This is a genomic window from Conyzicola nivalis (assembly GCF_040548875.1).
GTDB classification, from domain to species: Bacteria; Actinomycetota; Actinomycetes; order Actinomycetales; family Microbacteriaceae; genus Conyzicola; species Conyzicola nivalis_A.
On sequence record NZ_JBEPSJ010000001.1, the window covers coordinates 497,757 to 517,166 of the forward strand.

Sequence of the window (19,410 nt, forward strand, 5' to 3'; positions counted from 1 at the left end):
ATGGAAACCGCACCTCTCAAGTCCTTCGCCACATGGGCGCGCACTGCCCTGATTCGCGAAGTCAACGCGCGCATCGTCGCGGTGCTCGCTCCGGCCTCCACGGATCGAGTCGAAAGTGCCAGCGCGGTCGCCGCGCTCGAACGCGATATCGCGGCGGAGGGCGGAGGCGACGCGGTTGCCGACAAAGTTGCCTACACCTGGTTCAACCGCATCATCGCTCTTCGCTTCATGGATGCCAACGGCTACACCGGAATCGGCGTCGTCTCGCCCGCGCGCGGGCAGACCACCGGGCAACCAGAAGTGCTGGCCGATGCCAAGCGTGGCAACATCGATTTCGCCGTCGTCATGAACAAGCGCGGCATCGAGACTATAACAGCGTTGCTCGACGGTACCCGTCGCAGCGACGACCCACAGGGCGAGGCATACGCCTTGCTGCTGGCCGAGTACTGCCGCCATTGGAACCGCTCCATGCCGTTCATGTTCGAACGCGAAGGCGACTACACGGAGCTACTTATCCCCGCCAACATGCTCGCCGACGACTCCGTGGTCGCCCGCGCCGCCACCGTGCTTACCGAGGATGTCTGCCGAGATGTCGAGGTCATCGGCTGGCTATACCAGTTCTACATCTCGGAACGGAAAGACGAGGTGTTCGCCGGGTTCAAGAAGAACAAGAAGGCCGGCGCCGCCGAGATCCCTGCGGCCACCCAGCTATTCACCCCGCACTGGATTGTCCGCTACCTCGTCGAGAACTCCCTTGGCCGCCTCTGGATGCTCAATCGCCCGTCCTCAGGACTCGTCGACCGGATGCAGTACTACGTCGAACCGGTCGACGAGGAGTCCGACTTCCTCAGAGTTTCCAGCCCGGAGGAGCTGAAGGTCATGGACCCAGCCGTCGGCTCCGGGCACATGCTCACCTACGCCTTTGATCTCCTTTACGCGATATATGAAGAAGAGGGGTACGCGCCCGCCGACATCCCAGGACTCATCCTCCAAAACAACCTCTATGGGACCGAGATTGACCCGCGCGCCGGAGTATTGGCAGCGTTCGCGCTCGCGATGAAGGCGCGGGCTAAGCAGCGCACGTTCTTCTCGAGAGGCATCCAGCCGCATATTTGTGTCCTCACGGCTATCCGGTTCGACGAGCAAGAACTTGACTACCTCGCAGAACCGGGTATTCGAACAGCACTGACGGACGCATATCACGACCACGATCGCTCCGACGTGGACGATTTTTGGAATACCTTCGAGCGTGCTGACACGTTTGGCTCGCTAATCCAACCACGAGCCGAGTTTCTCGCTCCGCTCAAACGGCACCTTGAAGATCGCCCGCCAAAGGATGGTGATCTGCTTGCCGACAAAGTATTTAGCAGGGCCATCCGTGTTACGCAACAGGCGGAGTACCTGTCGCGCTCATACTCGGTCATCGTCGCCAACCCGCCGTACATGGGAAGCGGGAACATGAGCGACCTGCTTGGCGAATACGCCAGCATCAACTATCCAGGCAGCAAGTCCAACCTTTACGCAATGTTCGTGGAGCGTTGCATGGCTTTTGCCAGCAGGAAAGGGATCGTTGGCATGATCACCATGGAGGGGTGGATGTTCTTGGGGTCGTTCGCCGGTCTCAGGCAGCGCCTTCTACGATCGAACGCTGTGAGGAACATGGCGCATCTCGGGGTCGGCGCGTTTGACAGCATCGGCGGTCAAGTCGTTGCTACCTCGGCATTCATACTCGCCACGGATATCGGGCAGGATTCACCGGCCGCGTATGTCCGCCTTGTCGAGGAGCCAAACGAGGCAGCAAAGTCTTCCGTCCTACGGAGTGCGGTGAAAGATGCAGGTCATCCGGAACGTCACAGGGTGAATGCTCAAGCACTATTGGAGATCCCTAGCGCAATCATGGCCTACTGGATGCAACCTGAGGCTGTTGAAGCCTTTCGGCTCGGTACCGTTAGCCAGCATGCGCAATCGGAAGGCGCAGTAAAGACGGGGGACAACGCGCGCTATCTCCGAATGGTCTGGGAGGTAAGCGCGAAAGAGATCGGGGAGAGCAATCACTGGAGGCGGCACCCAAAAGGAGGCGGATTCCGTCGCTGGTATGGAAACGTTGACACCGTGGTCGACTGGTCTGCGTCGGCGCGAGCGCATTATCGCAACGATCGGATCGCTCGCATTCCATCTAAAGAGATTTGGGGTCTCACTGGGATAACTTGGTCTTCTGTATCCACAGATCGGGCATCGTTTCGCTTGTTGGAATCGCATGAAATCGCGAACAATGCCGCGTTGTTCATATTTCCAAACGACCCCAGCCGAATACACTCGATCCTCGGGTATCTGAACTCTGACTTCGCAGCCGAGTATCTTGAAGCGGTTGCCCCTACGATCAACTATCTTGTCGGGGATGTGATGTCGCTTCCACTCCCGGCAGAATTCGTTGACGAAAAAACACTAAACACTAATGTTGAGAAGCTCATCAGCCTTTCCCACGACCTGTGGGATGAGTCAGAGACGAGTGCCGGGTTCGCACGGTTGCACCTCCTTGAGCTCGGCGCGGCAAGACTGGGCGATGCATTGTTCTCTACCGCCCGCCAGCAGGCCGAGCGGTTAGATCGAATTCGCGCCGTTGAAGAGGACAACGAACGTCTACTCCGCCTCACGTTTGGCCATATCGCGGCACCAATGCGTTCCACTCGCCAGAGTGCCAGCCGGCATACATCCGGTCCCCAGTACCGCGATCTCTTGCTAGATCTGGTGTCGTACTCGGTTGGCTGTATGTTCGGCCGTTACAGCCTTGACAAGCCGGAGCTGATCCTCGCTAGCCAGGGCGAGACATTGCAGGAGTATCTGGCGAAGGTGCCCAGGCCGTCGTTCATGCCGGACAATGACAACATCATCCCGATCGTGGATGGCGACTGGTTTGAGGACGACATCGTGGCGAGATTCCGGCAGTTCCTGCGGGTCGCGTTCGGTGAAGAGTACTTCGAGGAAAACCTCCGCTTCGTCACCGAGTCACTCGGGGTGAAGGATTTGCGCGACTACTTCGTGAAGTCCTTTTACAAGGATCATGTGCAGCGGTACAAGAAGCGTCCGATCTACTGGTTGTTCTCCAGCCCAAAGGGGTCGTTCAATGCGCTCATGTACATGCACCGCTACACGACGTCGACCGTCTCGACGGTCCTGAACGAGTACCTACGCGAGTTCAAGTCGAAGCTGGAGGCCAGCCGCCAGCACCACGAGCGTCTCGTGCTCGGTACGGGCACACCACGCGAGAAGGCGGCGGCTGAAAAAGAGGTTGACCGCCTGCGCAAAGTGCTGCTCGAACTCGACGAGTACGAGCATGATGTGCTCTACCCGCTCGCAACCCAGCAACTGGCCATCGATCTCGACGACGGCGTGAAGGTCAACTACCCGAAGTTCGGCGCGGCGCTCAAGAAGATCCCCGGCTTGGAGGCGAGCGATGAGTGAAACCAGCGCTGTGAGGGAGCACCTGGCACGTCAGTTCGACTCACAGCGCGTCGTGTTCTGGCATGACCCAGACGGTGAGTATGCGGGCGACCTCCACGCGCTCGGCCTAGATGGCGTCGAGACGGTGCGTGTAGAGAACAACGAGTACGCGGTCAAAAACCGGCTGCTGCACGACGCGCCGAAGACCAAGTTCCTCGTCTATCGCGCGGGATCTGTCCCGACCGGGGTCTCGAACTGGCTGCTCGACCTCGAACTGGCCTACGGAGTATTTACGGCCGACCGCACTTCCCTAATGCAGCAAGACCTTGCCCTGACTGCAGACGGCATCGACGAAGTTGTCCGTGTGCACGAGAAGTTCTTCCGGGCCGCGAAGCGTGTTCAGAGCCTCAAGGCGCTGCTCGATCCAGATGATGATGCTGACAAGCTGCGGGCGAAGATGCTGGCGGTGCTTCTCGGACAACGCGAGCATAGCCTGCTCGAACTCATGCGCGCGCTGCTGATAGAAAACGCCGCCGGCGGTGATGCAAAATACCGTGCGCTAGTCGACCACGGGCTCGACGAGTTCCACTGGAAGGGCGCCGCTGCGATCTACGGCTACACGGCGCAAAGCCCGAGTGTCGATGACTTCGCACTGTGGGTGTTCCGCCAGGCGATCGACGGGTTTAAGTCAGATCGCCCGAGCGCGCTGCGCAATATCCAGCTTGACTTCGCGAGTCTGCGCAACGACCGACGCAGCACGGTCGCACTCACTGCCCTCGCAAGGCGTGCTGCATTGGATCTCGACTACGTGAGCAGGATCGAGAACGCCACGTTCCGTGACCTTGCGGGCAACGATCTGTTCGAGGAGGTCGAACGCAAGATCATCAGCGACCTAGCCCGTGCCGTCGCCGAACGCACGGTCACCGCGCGCGACGTCAGCGACGTCATTCGGAGTCGCCAGAGCAGCATTTGGGTCGACGGTTACCGCATGCTGTACGCGGCCATCGGCAGTGCATCCGAGCTGCTGAGCGAGTTGACTTCGCTGAAGCTCACTGTGTCGTCGTTCGACGAGGGGCTCGACCGCTACCGGCGTGAGTGGTTTCGCGTTGACCAGCTCTACCGGCAGTTTGTTTTCGCCGCGCGTACGGCCGAGCACTCCGGGCCGCTGGAGGCTCTGCGTGCCGAGGTGGAGAAGTTCTACGCGAACAAATTCCTCTACGAGCTGGGCAACGCCTGGCAGCAGCAGGTCGATGCGACGGATCGGTGGCGTTCGGCGGTGCTACGACCGCAGACCGCGTTCTACGCAGAGCATGTCGCTCCGATAATTCGCGATGGCCGCAAGAAGGCCGTCGTCATCATCTCGGACGCCTTGCGCTATGAGGTTGCCGAAGAACTCGGCACGCGTATTCGGCAGGAAGACCGGTTCGACGCGACCCTCGACGCCGTGCTCGGCGTGCTGCCCAGCTACACCCAACTCGGCATGGCCGCGCTTCTTCCACACAAGATGATCGGGCACTCGAAGGCTGGCGACCCCGTACTCGTTGATGGGCAGCGCTCCGACGGCACGGCAAACCGCAACAAGGTTCTCGGTGCTGTCGACGGCAAAGCGATCCAGGCAGAAGACGTGCTTTCGCTTTCTCGGGACGAGCTGCGTGAGCTCTATACGCAGCACCAAGTGCTGTACGTCTACCACGACCGCATCGATGCGACCGGCGACAAAGCGCGTACCGAACGCCAGGTCTTCGAGGCAGCCGACGACGCGCTTCGCGAGCTGGTTGATCTCGTCAAGCGCCTCACGAACGCCAACGCGACCAATATTCTTATCACCGCAGACCACGGGTTTCTTTTCCAGGACACCGCGCTCACTGATTCTTTCTACCTCTCCACGCTCCCACAGGGCGATGACGTCATCGTCACCAACCGCCGATATGTGCTTGGTCGTGGGTTGAAAGACGACCCGGCATTCCGCACCTTTGCCCCGGAGCAGCTCGGCCTTGACAGCGACCTTCAGGTGCAGATCCCGAAGTCGATCCATCGACTGCGCCTGCCGGGTGCCGGTTCGCGGTTCGTGCACGGCGGCGCTGCGTTGCAGGAGATCGTCGTGCCCGTGCTGACTATCAACAAAAAGCGCAAAAGCGACACCCGACTGGTCAACGTCGAAGTGCTGCCGGAGTCCGACAAGATCACCACCGGCCAGCTCGTCGTCAAGTTGTTCCAGTCGGAACCGGTCAGCGAGAAGGTGCAGCCCCGTGTGGTGCGCGCTGGCCTCTATGTGGGCGAGTCGCTGATCTCCAACGAGCCCGAGCTAACCTTTGGCCAGGAGTCGACCGACAAGCGTGACCGCTATCAGAGCGCGCACATGCTGTTGAGCCAAGACGCGAACGAGTTCAACAACCGAGCCGTCGAGTTCCGGCTCGAGGAACGCATCCCGAACACTAACCAGTGGCGCGTGTATGCCAAGGCGATGTACACGCTGAAGCGGTCGTTCGCCTCGGACTTCGATTTCTAGGATAGGACAGCCATGACACTTGACAGCGTCACGCAGCCGGAGGGCGACGCGCCTGAAAGCGGAGCAGCCGCAGTCCCGCCGCCGCAGACTGACCTCGACCGCAAGATCAATGAGCACTTCGCCGGAGCGGTGGTCCGTAAGGACCTCGTAAAGGCGGTCAAGGGCAACGCGATTGTGCCGTCGTACGTGCTGGAATACCTACTCGGCCAATATGCGGCATCCGACGACGAGGCGACGATTCAAGCGGGCATCGGCCGCGTGCGGGAGATTCTCGCCCAGCACTATGTGCATCGCAACGAGTCAGAACTCGTCAAGTCAAAGATCAAGGAGCGCGGGCGCTACCGGGTCATCGACAAAGTCAGCGTCGCGCTGAACGAGAAGGATGACGTCTACCAAGCCTCGTTCGCCAACCTTGGGATCAGCGGTGTCGTCGACTCCGCAACTGTCACCGCACACCAGAAGTTGCTCGTCGGTGGGGTCTGGTGTCTGTGCGATGTCGAGTACTTTCACTCCGATGACGCCCGTGTTTCGCCCTGGATTCTCGGATCACTCAAGCCGATCCAGATGTCGAACTTCGACTTTGACGGCTACCTCGCCTCCCGAGCCGCGTTCACCACTGATGAGTGGATCGACCTGCTAATCCAGTCCATCGGGTTCAACCCCGAAATGTTTGGTCGGCGCGCGAAGCTGCTGCAGCTAGTGCGCTTGATCCCATTCGTCGAGCGCAACTACAACCTCGTCGAGCTAGGACCCAAGGGCACTGGTAAGTCACACATTTACTCAGAGTTCTCGCCGCACGGGATGTTGATCTCAGGCGGCGAAGTGACCGTACCGAAGTTGTTCGTGAACAACGCAAACGGGCGCCTCGGGCTCGTCGGGTACTGGGATGTTGTCGCATTTGACGAGTTCGCGGGCAAGAAGAAGCGAACCGACAAGGCGCTCGTCGACATTATGAAGAACTACATGGCGAACAAGTCGTTCTCGCGTGGTGTTGAGACCCTCGGCGCGGAGGCCTCCATTGTGTTCGTCGGTAACACTTCGCACACTGTGCCGTTCATGCTCAAGCACTCCGATTTGTTCGACGAGCTGCCCGAGAGCTATCACGACCCGGCATATCTCGACCGCCTGCATTTCTATATCCCAGGGTGGGAGATCGACACGATCCGCAGCGAGATGTTCTCGGACGGCTACGGGTTCGTGGTCGACTACATCGCTGAAGTACTGAAGTCGATGCGCAACTTCGACTATTCGGACCGCTACCAGCAGTACTTCACGCTCGGATCAGACATCTCGACTCGCGATCGTGACGGGATCCACAAGACTTTCTCGGGGCTAATGAAGCTCATCTACCCCCATGGTGAAGCAACCGCTGAACAGATTGAGGAATTGCTGCGCTTGGCAATTGAAGGGCGTAAGCGCGTCAAGGATCAGATCCTGCGAATCGACTCGACGATGGCCGAAGTGAAGTTCGGCTATTCAGACGTAGCCGGTGTGTGGCATGCGGTATCCACGCTCGAAGAAGACGAGTACCCGAAGTACTATCACCGGCGGTCTGCGAAGGGAGCCGGCGACGTTGCGAGCGACGAACACACCAATCCTCGGCAGGGCGTTGAAGAGCCGATCGAGGTGGCTCCGCCTGCCGAGCCGACATTCTTCGAGGGGCACCGAGAGTACCAGGAGAACCAACGCGGCGTCTCGTACGATGCCATGCTGCTGTCGTATTTGCGCGGCGCAACTGACATCACGATCGTCGACCCGTACATCCGTCTCCCACACCAGGGTCGCAATCTTGTGGACCTTCTGGCTCTCCTTGCTGCCGCGAAAGATCCTGCTGACGAGATCGCCGTCACCCTCCTAACGAAGGAGGACACCGGCGAGTTCCAAAGGCAGCACTTGCTCATGATGAATGAGATCCAGGACGGAGCTGCGGCCGTGGGGATCAAATTTGCGGTCGTCTGGGACGAGACAATCCACGATCGTTCCATTAGAGCGGACAACGGCTGGAAGATCCTGCTTGGGCGCGGGCTCGACATATTCCAGAAGGGTTCTGGCAGCCAATTCGACCTCGGTGCGCGTCGCCAGGAGTTCCGCCAGGTCGTCGCCTTCGGCGTCACCTACATTCGCGAGAAAGCGAATCGGTGACGCCTCATTGATTTGTTTGTCGTTCAACGACACCTCGGGCATCAGGTGCTACGGCGGGTCAGAATTCATGGGACGATCGTTGCAGGGGAGAGTTGAGTATGGCTGAAGATCGACTAGCGATGGTTGAGGTGCTCGCGTGGGTTCGCGGTGTGACCTCGCACTCGCCTGCGCTCAAGCCAATTGTTGGAATCAACGACTCGGAGAATCGGCAGCTCGCGCGGCTTGGTGCCCTGCTTAGTGAACGACTAGCCGACGATGTGCCAAGTGATCTCGTCGTCGCGTTGACCGCGGATGGTCCCATCAAGGCGCCTGCAGATGCGCTAAACGCGTTCGAGAAACTAATTGAGGAGGACGCTGTCGTGCATCTCGCAGAGCTGTACGCAGCGATCGTGAAGCCGGCGAATCGTCGCGCGCTCGGTACATTCTTTACACCGCGAGACTCGGCCAAGGCGATCGTTGATGGATACGCGGGTCGTCACGCCGCGCCCGAAGCGGTCGTCGACGTAGGGGCCGGTGTCGGCATCTTCTCGGAGATAGCACGCGCACGATGGCCCTCCGCAAGCATCCACGCGATTGATATCAACCCACTCACCCTCGGACTCCAAGCCGTCGCAGCTGCAGGACACCCCGAGTGGAATGTTCACCTTGAGCTCGCGGACTACCGCAGCTGGCTTGCGTCCAATTCGCCCACAAAACCAACGCTGTATCTCGGGAATCCGCCTTACACGCGCTGGCAGCTAATAGAGAGCGGCGCTCGCGCCGACTTGCTTGAGTCCGCAGGTGGAATCGTGGGATCTAGAGCAAATCTGTCGACCCTGTTCCTGGGGATGACACTCAACAAGCTGCGTCCCGAGGACTCTATTGCGATGATTATTCCTGCCGGTTGGATGCGAGCAGACTACGGAAAAACTCTTAGATCTCATCTACGTGCTGCCGACCGCCGGCAAATTTCTCTCCGCCTCGCCGACTCGTGGCGATTTGAACAAGCCATCGTTGACGCTGTCCTCGTGGAGGTCGGACCTGAAGTAGCGGCCGTTCGGCCTATCGAAGTTTCAGATTGGTCGGGATCCGAGCAGTTGACTGTGGACCGTTCCGAAGGCGAGGCGGCCTTCCCGGCGCCAGGGAGGCAACACTTATCGACACCGTCCCGCAGCTCCATGGAAGCTCGGCTGGGTGGGTTAGCTCGAGTCACCCGAGGGACCGCATCTGGTGCCAACCTGTTCTTCGTCAAGAGCGCCGCCGACTGGGACGCACTGGGCATCCCTGTTCAATTTCGACGTGCGCTCGCCCGTAGGCTTCGACCTGGGACTGGCTCGTCGCCGCTGCTGGAGGCTGCTGAGCTGCTCGTACTTGATGACTACGAGCGAGGAACCGACGTCAACGTCGACGCATGGATCGCGACGGGTGAGGACGAAGGCACTCATGAGCTCCATCTCTGTGCGAAGCGAAAGCGCTGGTTCGACCTCTCAGCCGAGGTGAAGACCCCGGACGTGATTATTTCAGCGCTCGCTCGCGATTCATTCCACGTGCTCCTAAACGCGGATAGGTTGGCGATCACCAACAATCTTTTCGGCCTCTATTGGAAGCCGAACGTCGACCAAGAGACCAAGGGCCAAATCGTTGTCTGGCTACGAAGCGGATCGGGGCAAGTGGCCTTAAGAGCAAGCTCATCGGTCGAGGCAAACGGCCTTCACCGGCTTAGTCCAAGGGCAGTCGTAGAAATCGAAATCTCCGTCTCCTCACAGACAACGGGCGGCCTCGGCGTGGGCGCGGCGGAAATCGTCGCAATTGGGACGGTGCGGAGTGAGTGAGAACGGCTTCATCGTAGACACGCACCTCTTGCGAGAACTTGGCGACCTTCTAGTTGGTCGCGACAGTACGGCGATCCTCGAACTCGTAAAGAACGGCTACGACGCCGATGCGACTGTCGTCCGGATAGACGCCCAAAATCTTACGAATCCCGATGCTGCAGTCCTGACCGTAGAAGACAACGGCCACGGCATGACAGCAGATCGTTTCCGCTCCGCGTTCCTTCGCATCGCCGGGCGAGACAAAGAGGAGGGGACACGGGAATCGCCAGTGTTCCAAAGGTCCTACACCGGCCAAAAGGGAATCGGACGCCTAGCCAGCCAAAAGTTGGCGAAGGTCCTTGAGGTGCGAAGCACGCCAGATGCAGACGTTCCGGGCGGCGCTGGATACGGGGTCGAGGCATCAATCGATTGGGAAGAGATCGACCGACAGGACCGGCTCGACCAACTCGCATCCGGTTTGGTTGTAACGGAGGTGGCTGAGTCCGAGGTCGCATCAGGGACGACACTCACAATGCGCTCGCTCAAGCGGGACTGGACGGCAGCAGATATCGGGAAGTTCATCAACGAGCTTCAGTCGGCGCAGCCACCCGCCCTTCTGCTCGGATCTTCAAAAGAAGATCTGGCCCTTGTCGGTGAGCCACTTATCGGCAAGCCCGCCATTCGCAGGGCGGGACCAGATGATCCAGGCTTCGATCTCGAACTGATCGGCGAACTCACCCCGGGCGACGACCTCTGGGTGAAGGCAGCCGAAGACTTTCAGTGGTGTGTCGAGATAGATGTCACCGACGGACGAGTGCGATACAGGATCTCCCCGACTGTGTCCTATTCCCGCACCGAGCCACTTGCGCAGGTGTACTCATTCGAAGCGCCGGCCGACGAGCATTTGCAGTTTCAAGCACGTTTTTACATGATGATGAATGCAAGTACTCGCCGAGGACCACTCAAAGGGTTCGTCCGTTCAACAAGCGGGATCCGCGTCTACCTCGAGGGTTTTAGGGTGCTTCCGTATGCGGAGTACGGCGATGACTGGCTCGAGATCGATCGGGAATACCGTTCCGGAGCGCGCTATTACACCATCGAGCTCGACGACAATGCGAGCGATCGGCTGGATACAGACAAGAAAGAAGCGCTGAACGCGCTTGCGAGCAACAGCTATTTCGGCGCAGTTTTCCTTACCACTGACGGTGCTCCAGGCCTCAAGAGCCTCGTGAATCGCGAGGGTTTCGTGCCTGGTCAGACGTTCACCGCCATCCGTCAGATAGTTCAAGACGGTGTACGTCTAAGCGTTCGTGTTCGCCGCTCCATTTTCAACCAACGGGAGCGTTTATCCGCAGTCGCCCCCGCGGTTCCCTCGGAACCATCCGAGAATAACCCCACGGCTGATCTCGGCAAGCCGCCGATATTCGATCCGACGGGCCGAACCCCATTCGAAGTGCTGGCACCCCACGGAACCATCGGCGACGACGATCGCAAGATCGCCGCCGCTGCTGCAATCGCTGCGACTCTCTCGGCTGCTCCAGAGACGCCGCAGATAACTGGTGAAGAATTATCACCTGTCCTGCAGTTGGTTGATGGTTTTCAAGCGGCACGTGCTGCGCTTCAAGCTGTGCAAAGCGTCCAGCCCGAGCTGCGGACGCTCGCAGGAGTGGGACTGCAACTTGGCGCCTATGTCCACGACATCAACGGCATGCTTGCGTCAGCTACGACTATCCGCGAACTTCTGCGGGGAATGCTTGAAAAGCTGACTGATCCTGAGCAGCGAAACATTCTTCAGGTCACATTGCGCACGGCCGACGAACTTGCGCACACTCTCGCGCGGCAGACCTCCTATTTGACTGATGTACTGAGCGCAGATCCACGCCGCCGGCGCTCGCAGGTGAAAGTCCAGGATCGGGTCGATTCGGTACTCCGATTCCTCGCCCCTCGAATCACGGAAAAGGGCATCTCCGTCCATGTTGCGTTGGATCCAAAACTTCGAACTGGTCCGATGTTTCCTGCCGAGTTGATGATCCTGCTCACCAACCTTCTCTCGAACGCGGTCAAAAATGCCGCTTCTGGAGGACACATTTGGATTGACGGCGCAGACCTAGGGGAATCAGTCGAGATCATCGTGGGCAACGATGGGGTCGCTGTTGACCTCGTCGAAGCCGAGCGCTGGTTCCTTCCTTTCGAGAGCACGACCACTGAGGTTGACGAGGTGCTCGGGCAAGGAATGGGGCTCGGCCTGCCGATCGTCCGAGCGCTAACCGACGACTACAGGGGAGACGCTCGCTTTGTGCCGCCGCTTCACGGTCCGGGGACGTCGATAAGAGTTGTACTTCCGAAGAAGGGCACATCGAATTGACCACCAAGCCATTCGTTCTCCTCGTAGACGATGATCCTAGCCAAGAGGCGTTTGCGCTGCTACTGAGCCAAAAAGGCGTCGATGCTAAGCATGTGCTGCCGGACGAAATCACCACAGAGGACCTCACGCGCGCGAACTTGGTGCTCATCGATGAGTTCATCGAAACCTGGCCAGGTAGAGACAAAGTGAACGACAGCTTGGGGTTGTTCGTCCGGGATGGGATCGCGCTGGCCGGAGTGCTGCGGTCTGCTTTGGAGGGGCGCGGCCCGAGTTCTGAGAACCCACCAATCCCAAAGAACACGGCTCTAGTGCTTCGCACAGGGCACCTGAATGTTCTTGCAGCGGGCACCCCAGGCTTTGTTCGACCGATGGCTATTGCCAGTCGACACGACCTGGAATGGGTCTCCGAGAAACGCGAGATATCTGCGTCCACAGTTGCCTCGTTGGCTCGAGCTACGGCCGCTCTTCCTGCTGACTGGTCGAACCCCTCCGACCCGGCCGCGCAAATTGAGTGGCTCGGATTGGCGGAGAAACCTTGGCTAGACCAAGCTCTCGCTCAGATCGAGATTTGCCGTCCGCCATGGTCTGTTCTGGCTGCTACATCAGCCGGGAGGCGTTGGCTTGCCTGGTTCCTTCAAAGAATATTGCCCTTCCCGACTTTTCTCGTTGACGATCTCCGCGCGGCCAGCTATCTCGGTCTGAAGCCGAGTGCCCTCGACGCCCTCGCCGGCGGAAACTCACGCTTGGCCGACCCACTAAAGGCGGCCTTGTATACCGGGCAGCTCGCAGAGTTCAGCGGGCGCCGATGGTGGCGCGCTGGAATCGCTGCGGTAAAGGGCCTCGCATTGGAAGCCGCAGATGGGCGAAACGCGGACGATATTGCTCGCGCAATTGTCACGATACATGGATCCGAGCTAGAACAACTCGCGCTCAGTCAACCAGTGTTCCAAATCGACGCCGACTATCGTGTTGTCGCTGAGGCCCTGGAGGTTTCGGATGCGGTTCGTCTCCAGCCAGACGATTGGCCGTCCTACGCGGACGATCCATGGTACGAAACTGCGCTGGCGGGGAACGAGCCGTCGCTAGACGCGCTAATTGTCATCGACGATCGAGCGGACGCCACGGATGTCCTGGAAGGATAGCTTCGGGGCGTACGTGTGTTTCCGCGATTCGGGACCGTCGAGACGTCGCGACGCACGTCTTCCGAAAGAAGCCTCCGACACGTTTCTTGGATCAGAAATCGACTGGCCGGGTTGGCAACGATGAGCGCGCCGACGAAGTCCAAGGTCGAGGATCACTATCTCGATTCAGGGCCCCTATTTTGCTTGGGAGGGTCTTCAGTGCTGGCCGATCTTTTCGACAGTCACTTCTTAAATAAATCGAAGGTCGTTGCGGCGGTAGCCGGTGAAGTGGTTCGCAATGCCACCCTAGTTCTTCCACCTATTGGGCCACATCAGAAACGACACTTACACAAGTCGGCCAAGGTTGTCCGAGGGAGATATAAAGAGCTTCTGGCTTCGGCAACGCCGTCGCCTTCACCGGTTCCGACGCTTCTTGCATCGGTGAAAGCAGAATTGACGGTCAGCGGCAAGCTCAAGCTCAAGGCGGGTCAGACGCTACACGCAAACGCAAACGATGGGGAAGCTGAGTCGATTTATTGGGCAGCGACCGGCTCCATAGATGTGATCACAAACGACGGCGACGCACACCTGCTCGCCGAAAAGCACCATGTCTCAAGTAGTACATTCGTCGAGGTCGCTCGTCACATGGTGATGTCGCAAAAGCTCGTGGGGAGACATGCGATCTTCCGCGAATTGATGACCCTAAGCAACCGCTCGATCTTCCCGGGCGAGCACATCACCAGCGAACTTGATCTGGTCTGAGAGAAGTCATACCTGGAGGCGTAACTCGATCGATGGGTTTGATGCGCGAACGTTTATTCAGTGTTTATTGAATTGATCACTCTCGACGAGTCGAAGCGTCCCTATGAAAGTGGCATCAGGCAGAGCAAGGAATTCCCGGTCAGACCAAGGTAAGGCGAGGTGAACCGAGGTCTGCCGACAAGTGACGGATCGCGTGTACCGGATGCATCGGTCACGCTTTCGAGTCCCATCACAACAAAACGAGCGATCTGGTCGCAACCGGATGCCGGGAGGGTAGGACGACTAGGTCGCCGTCGCCGTCGTGGGCTTGTCGAGCCGTGGCCGAGCACTGGCAAGCCGACAAGACCACCGCCATCTACTGCCACCCCATCGGCGCCAAGCACGATCGCCCGTGCACGCCACTGCAGCTTTGCTCTCGGGCTGCGTCGATGATGAACTGCACGCGGACGGTCGTCCAGACCATTTGCTGCTCCATGTCGATTGCCACGCCTCTTGCAGATAGAGGTGGCGCACCTTCTCTGCGATGACGGAGGTGGGCGCAGTGACGGTGTCGATGCGGGTGATGAGCGCCGGCGACGGCTACAAATACCTGTTGCGAACCGTCGCCGCCGGTGACGGCAACCGCTCGTTGTCCACGCCGTTGACCAGGTACTACAGCGCCAGCGGCACCCCGCCGGGCCGGTGGATGGGTGATGGCCTACGCGGGATAGGCGCGTGCGGCATCGGCGCGGGGGACGAGGTCACCGAGTCGCACCTTCAGCTTCTTATCGGCCAGGGTCGCGACCCGGTGACGGGGGAGGCTCTCGGCCGCGCGTACCCGGTCTATGGATCAGTACCGGACGCACGTGAGGCAGTCGGTGCACGCCGCCGCGCAGTCGCTGGATACGACTTCACCTTCTCGATTCCGAAGTCGGCGAGCGTCCTCTGGGGCATTGCAGACGCACCCACGCAGGCGCGCATCGTGCGCGCACACCATGACGCAGTTGCAGAGGCTGTTGCGTTCCTCGAGCGCGAGGCAGCATCGACTCGTACCGGCATCAGCGGGCGTGACGGCGCGGTTGCGCAGGTCTGTGTCGCCGGCCTGATCGCGACCGCGTTCGACCACTTCGACAGCAGGGCGGGGGACCCGCACCTGCACACGCACGTGGTGGTCAGCAACAAGGTCCAGACGCTGCTCGACGGGAAGTGGCGGTCTCTGGACGGCCGGCCCATGCACGCAATCGTCGTCGCACTCTCCGAACTTCACGAGGCGCTGTTCGCCGACGCCCTCACTCGGTCGCTCGGCGTGACGTGGGAGGCGCGAGAGCGTGGTCGAGATCGTCACCCCGCCTTGGCTGTGACGTCGGTCCCGGACACCCTCGTCGCCGAGTTCTCGACCAGGTCGCAACACATCGATATCGAGACTGATCGGCTGATCGCGGATTATGTGGCGACGAACGGTCACCGCCCTAGCCCCGTCACGATCACGAAGCTCCGCGCGCAGGCAACACTCACCACCCGGCCGGCCAAGCACGTGCAGTCGCTTGCGGAACTCACCGGGCGATGGCGCCGACGCGCCACCGGCGTGCTCGCGCAGGACGCCTCCGCGTGGGCACGGGCCGCGTGCTCGGATCGGTCGCCGACGCTTCTGCGCGCGGAAGACGTGCAACTCGACGCAATCGACATGCTCGGTGAGAGCACGATGATGGCGGTGAGCGAGAAGCGCGCAACCTGGCGGCACTGGAACCTCGCTGCCGAAGCGTCGCGGCAACTCATGCAACACCGGTTCGCATCGGCGCTCGATCGAGAAGCCGTCGTCGGCCTGGTCGTGGATGCGGCCGAGCGTGCGTCGTTGCAGATCACGCCGCCCGAGCTCGCATCGAGTCCGCCGGAGTTCCAACGGGAAGACGGGACATCCGTCTTCCGCCCCATGCACTCGACGGTGTTCACGTCGTCTGCGCTGCTCGACGCGGAATCCCGACTCCTCGCACGAGCCGCAAACAGGGCTGCACCGAAGACCGCAACGGCCCTGCTCGGTTCGGTTGCGGGCCAAGCACTCCCGAGCTGCGGGCAGCTGTCACAGGATCAACTCGACGCACTCGCGTCCATCGCCGACTCCGGGCGCACCCTCGACGTGCTGGTCGGACCAGCCGGCGCCGGCAAGACGACGGCGATGACAGTGCTCCGGCGGGCCTGGGAGTCAGCGCACGGATCCGGCGCGGTAGTAGGGCTTGCTCCTTCCGCCGCCGCGGCGCAGGTGCTCGCCGAGGACCTCGGCATCGCGACGGAGAATCTGGCGAAGTGGTGGCAGACCCACCTCGACCAGGGCGCGGCGTTCCGCGCCGGTCAACTCGTCATCATCGACGAGGCATCGTTGGCGGGCACGATGGCGCTCGACCGGATCACAGGGCTCGCCGCAGACGCCGGCGCGAAAGTGCTGCTGGTCGGTGACTTCGCCCAGCTGCAATCCGTCGAGGCGGGCGGTGCCTTCTCCCTGCTCGTGCACGACAGGGCGGACGCCCCCGAACTTATCGACGTGCATCGGTTCACCCACGAGTGGGAGAAGGCTGCGTCGCTCGCTCTGCGCCGAGGCGCGCCCGAGTCGATCGATTTGTACGACGTTCACGGCAGGGTGCGCGGTGGCACTTCGGACGACATGGCGGATGCCGCGTTCGCCGCGTGGCGCGCGGACACGCGGGCCCGTAGGAGCTCTGTCTTGATCAGCGACTCGAACGAGGCGGTCGCCGCTATGAACGTCCGCGCCCGCAGCGAACTGATCTTGGACGGCCGGGTCGACGCAGTTCGCGAGATCCCGCTCCACGATGGAACCGCTGCATCCGTCGGCGACACGGTCATCACGCGCCACAACGACCGCCGGCTCCGTGTATCCGGCACCTGGGTGCGCAACTGCGATCGCTGGACTGTGGTCGGCGTGCATCCGGACGGTTCCATCGACGTTCGCCGGAGCGGGCGGCGGTGGGGGAGCACAGTGCCTCTCCCTGCCGGTTACGTAAGGAACTGCGTCGAACTCGGCTACGCGGTCACGTCCCACCGCGCACAAGGCATAACGACTGACACAGCTCACGTCGTCGTCTCCTCGGGCATGACCCGGGAGAACCTGTACGTGGCCATGACTCGCGGGCGGGATTCGAACACCGCCTATGTCGCCATCGACCAGCCGGATGTCGCCCACGCGGGACCTCGCCCAGGCGACAATTCCGACGCGACCGCCCACAGCATCCTCTACGGCGTCCTGCAACACGTCGGCGCCGAACTCACCGCCCACGGGACGCTCAGAGCGGAACAGGCCGCATGGGGCTCGACGGCCCAGATCGCCGCCGAGTACGAGAGCATCGCGGCGGCCGCCCAGCACGATCGATGGGTCGCCTTAGTCGGACGGAGCGGGCTCACATCCGATCAGGTCGACCGTGTCGTCGATTCGGATGCGTTCGGTGCGTTGACTGCGGAACTCCGGCGAGCCGAGGCGCATCATCTCGACGTCGAACAGGTGCTGCCGCGCGTCGTGGCAGCCCGCGACTTCGCAGACGCCAAAGACATCGCGGCCATCATCCAAGCCAGGCTTGCAGCGTCGATCGGTGCGCACTCCGCTCGGGAGAGCGGTCGGAGAAAGCCGCGGCTCATTGTGGGGCTCATCCCGGAGGCAGTCGGGCACATGGATCCGGACATGCGGGCGGCATTGGTCGAGCGACGTCGGCTTCTCGAGGAACGAGCGAGCGCAATGCTCGACCAGGCGCTGCTCGCGGGGGAGAGGTGGACGCGATCCCTCGGGGCCGCTCCTCAGGGCTTTGCCGAGTCCGCCTGGCGCGGTCACGCGTGCACGGTCGCGGCGTACCGGGACCGTTATGACGTCGTCGGCCCAAGGACGCTCGGGCAGCCGGCCCAGTCGACAGCGCAGCGCCTAGACGAGCGCCGTGCGCGCGCTGCGCTCGGCGCAGCTCAGCGGCTGGCTTACGGAAGCCATGTGGATGCCGCGACGCATAGAGCTGCTGCACCGAATCTTCCGCCGATGATCCATCGACTCTGACCGTTGATGTAAGTAGTTAGCCGAGAACCGATCGTTGGCGATCAGGACGTTTCGTGCTGTGCGGGACACGTACGGGTTAGACGACAGCAATCGACCGAACGGACAGCATGCCAATCTCGACCGACGACCTCCTGCCCGCTGCCGATCAACGCTCGACCGTGTTCGTCGACATCACCATATACTCGTCGCGAAGCTGGAGGGGAGTTCCGAATCCGCCCGCCGCCCTCCGGCTGACGTCCGCGATCTTCTCCGCACCGCCGGCCGTCGCCGGCAACGCCTGGTTCGCGGTGCACGGCGGTCGCATCGATCTGGTGGAGACGCTGCTGCTGGGAACCTTCGTCGTGCTGATCCTCGTGCAACTGATGATACCGGGCGCGTACTGGCGGCTGCCCTTCACGCTGGGATTCTGGGTGTTCACGTTCACCGCCACATCCAGCGGAACCTACACGGTGCACTGGCTCGCGCTGTGGGGAGGCCCCGGACACGCGGTGTGGGCGTGGTTCGCCATCGCGCTGGTCACGATATTAATCGGGAGCATCGCCGTGCGATCCGCTGCCTTACTCACCGCTCATAGCCGAATCGACGCACAAGGTGTCGCGCCGTCAGCTCAGCTGCTCTGAGCCCAAGCTGCGACTCGATGCGTTACTGAAGGGCGTCGACGACTGCTGCGACCCCGGAAATAAGCGAGGCGCGATGTTGCCCAAGACGCAGTTCTGCTGGTTTACTCATGTATCGGACTGACGGGCTCGTTGTATTCCAGGCTTGCGCCATGGCAAGAGTAAGCATGAGAGCATCCATGCCGCGGGTGTCGTCGACGCCCATCGCTCGAGCGAGAGCCTCCGCTTTAGACACATGAGAGTTCAGTTCCATGTCTGTGGCGTCGGGCCGCTCCAGCTGTTTCCACTGCGTGAGTCGGACAAGTTCGGGATGCTCGACCATGTGGTCAAAGAGGGCGCCGATATAGCCCGTGAGGTCATCCGGGGTATAAGGGACGATGTCGGCCAGCACGCCCAGGCGATCTTCCAGGACGGCGTCAAACAATCCCTCTTTGGAAGCGAAGTAGAGGTAGATCGCCTGCTTGTTTGCGCCTGACTCTGATGCGATTCGATTCACTCGCGCACCTGCAAATCCTCGATCGGCGAACTCGGCATAGGCAGAATCCAGCAGGCGGGCGCGTGTTGCGGCGGAGTCGTAGGACATACCCGAATTCTAAACCAAACGTTCGGTTGACATGAACGGACACAGGCTGTACATTA

10 protein-coding genes are annotated in these 19,410 nt (G+C 60.8%); 9 read left to right on the forward strand and 1 reads right to left on the reverse strand.

Going from position 1 to position 19,410, the window contains the following annotated elements; genetic code table 11:
- From pglX to ABIE21_RS02465, 9 genes are all read left to right on the forward strand, one after another.
- Positions 1-3,462: a BREX-1 system adenine-specific DNA-methyltransferase PglX gene (pglX, locus tag ABIE21_RS02425; protein ID WP_354023189.1), complete on the forward strand. Its 3,462-nt coding sequence runs from the start codon at positions 1-3 to the stop codon at positions 3,460-3,462.
- A complete protein-coding gene (gene pglZ, locus ABIE21_RS02430) occupies positions 3,455-5,950 on the forward strand; it encodes a BREX-1 system phosphatase PglZ type A (protein WP_354023190.1) in 2,496 nt (831 codons plus the stop codon). The genes pglX and pglZ overlap by 8 nt, the downstream gene beginning before the upstream one ends.
- A gap of 12 nt (positions 5,951-5,962) precedes the next feature.
- The gene (gene brxL / locus ABIE21_RS02435; protein ID WP_354023191.1) at positions 5,963-8,092 is read left to right on the forward strand and encodes a BREX system Lon protease-like protein BrxL; all 2,130 of its coding nucleotides are present in this window, start codon (positions 5,963-5,965) and stop codon (positions 8,090-8,092) included.
- A gap of 98 nt (positions 8,093-8,190) precedes the next feature.
- Positions 8,191-9,903 (forward strand): class I SAM-dependent methyltransferase, encoded by a 1,713-nt coding sequence (locus ABIE21_RS02440; protein ID WP_354023192.1) that lies wholly within the window; start codon positions 8,191-8,193, stop codon positions 9,901-9,903.
- A complete protein-coding gene (locus ABIE21_RS02445; RefSeq protein ID WP_354023193.1) occupies positions 9,896-12,247 on the forward strand; it encodes a sensor histidine kinase in 2,352 nt (783 codons plus the stop codon). The genes ABIE21_RS02440 and ABIE21_RS02445 overlap by 8 nt, the downstream gene beginning before the upstream one ends.
- A complete protein-coding gene (locus tag ABIE21_RS02450; RefSeq protein WP_354023194.1) occupies positions 12,244-13,389 on the forward strand; it encodes a hypothetical protein in 1,146 nt (381 codons plus the stop codon). The genes ABIE21_RS02445 and ABIE21_RS02450 overlap by 4 nt, the downstream gene beginning before the upstream one ends.
- 198 nt (positions 13,390-13,587) lie before the next feature.
- The gene (locus ABIE21_RS02455; protein ID WP_354023195.1) at positions 13,588-14,130 is read left to right on the forward strand and encodes a hypothetical protein; all 543 of its coding nucleotides are present in this window, start codon (positions 13,588-13,590) and stop codon (positions 14,128-14,130) included.
- 541 nt (positions 14,131-14,671) lie between these two features.
- Entirely contained in the window at positions 14,672-18,154 is a 3,483-nt protein-coding gene (gene mobF, locus ABIE21_RS02460) for a MobF family relaxase (protein ID WP_436232297.1), read from the forward strand.
- 107 nt (positions 18,155-18,261) lie between these two features.
- A complete protein-coding gene (locus ABIE21_RS02465) occupies positions 18,262-18,774 on the forward strand; it encodes a hypothetical protein (protein ID WP_354023196.1) in 513 nt (170 codons plus the stop codon).
- Positions 18,775-18,796: 22 nt separating this feature from the next.
- On the opposite strand, the gene ABIE21_RS02470 is transcribed toward ABIE21_RS02465, so the two are convergent.
- Entirely contained in the window at positions 18,797-19,354 is a 558-nt protein-coding gene (locus ABIE21_RS02470) for a TetR/AcrR family transcriptional regulator (protein ID WP_354023197.1), read from the reverse strand.
- Positions 19,355-19,410: the final 56 nt, after the last annotated feature.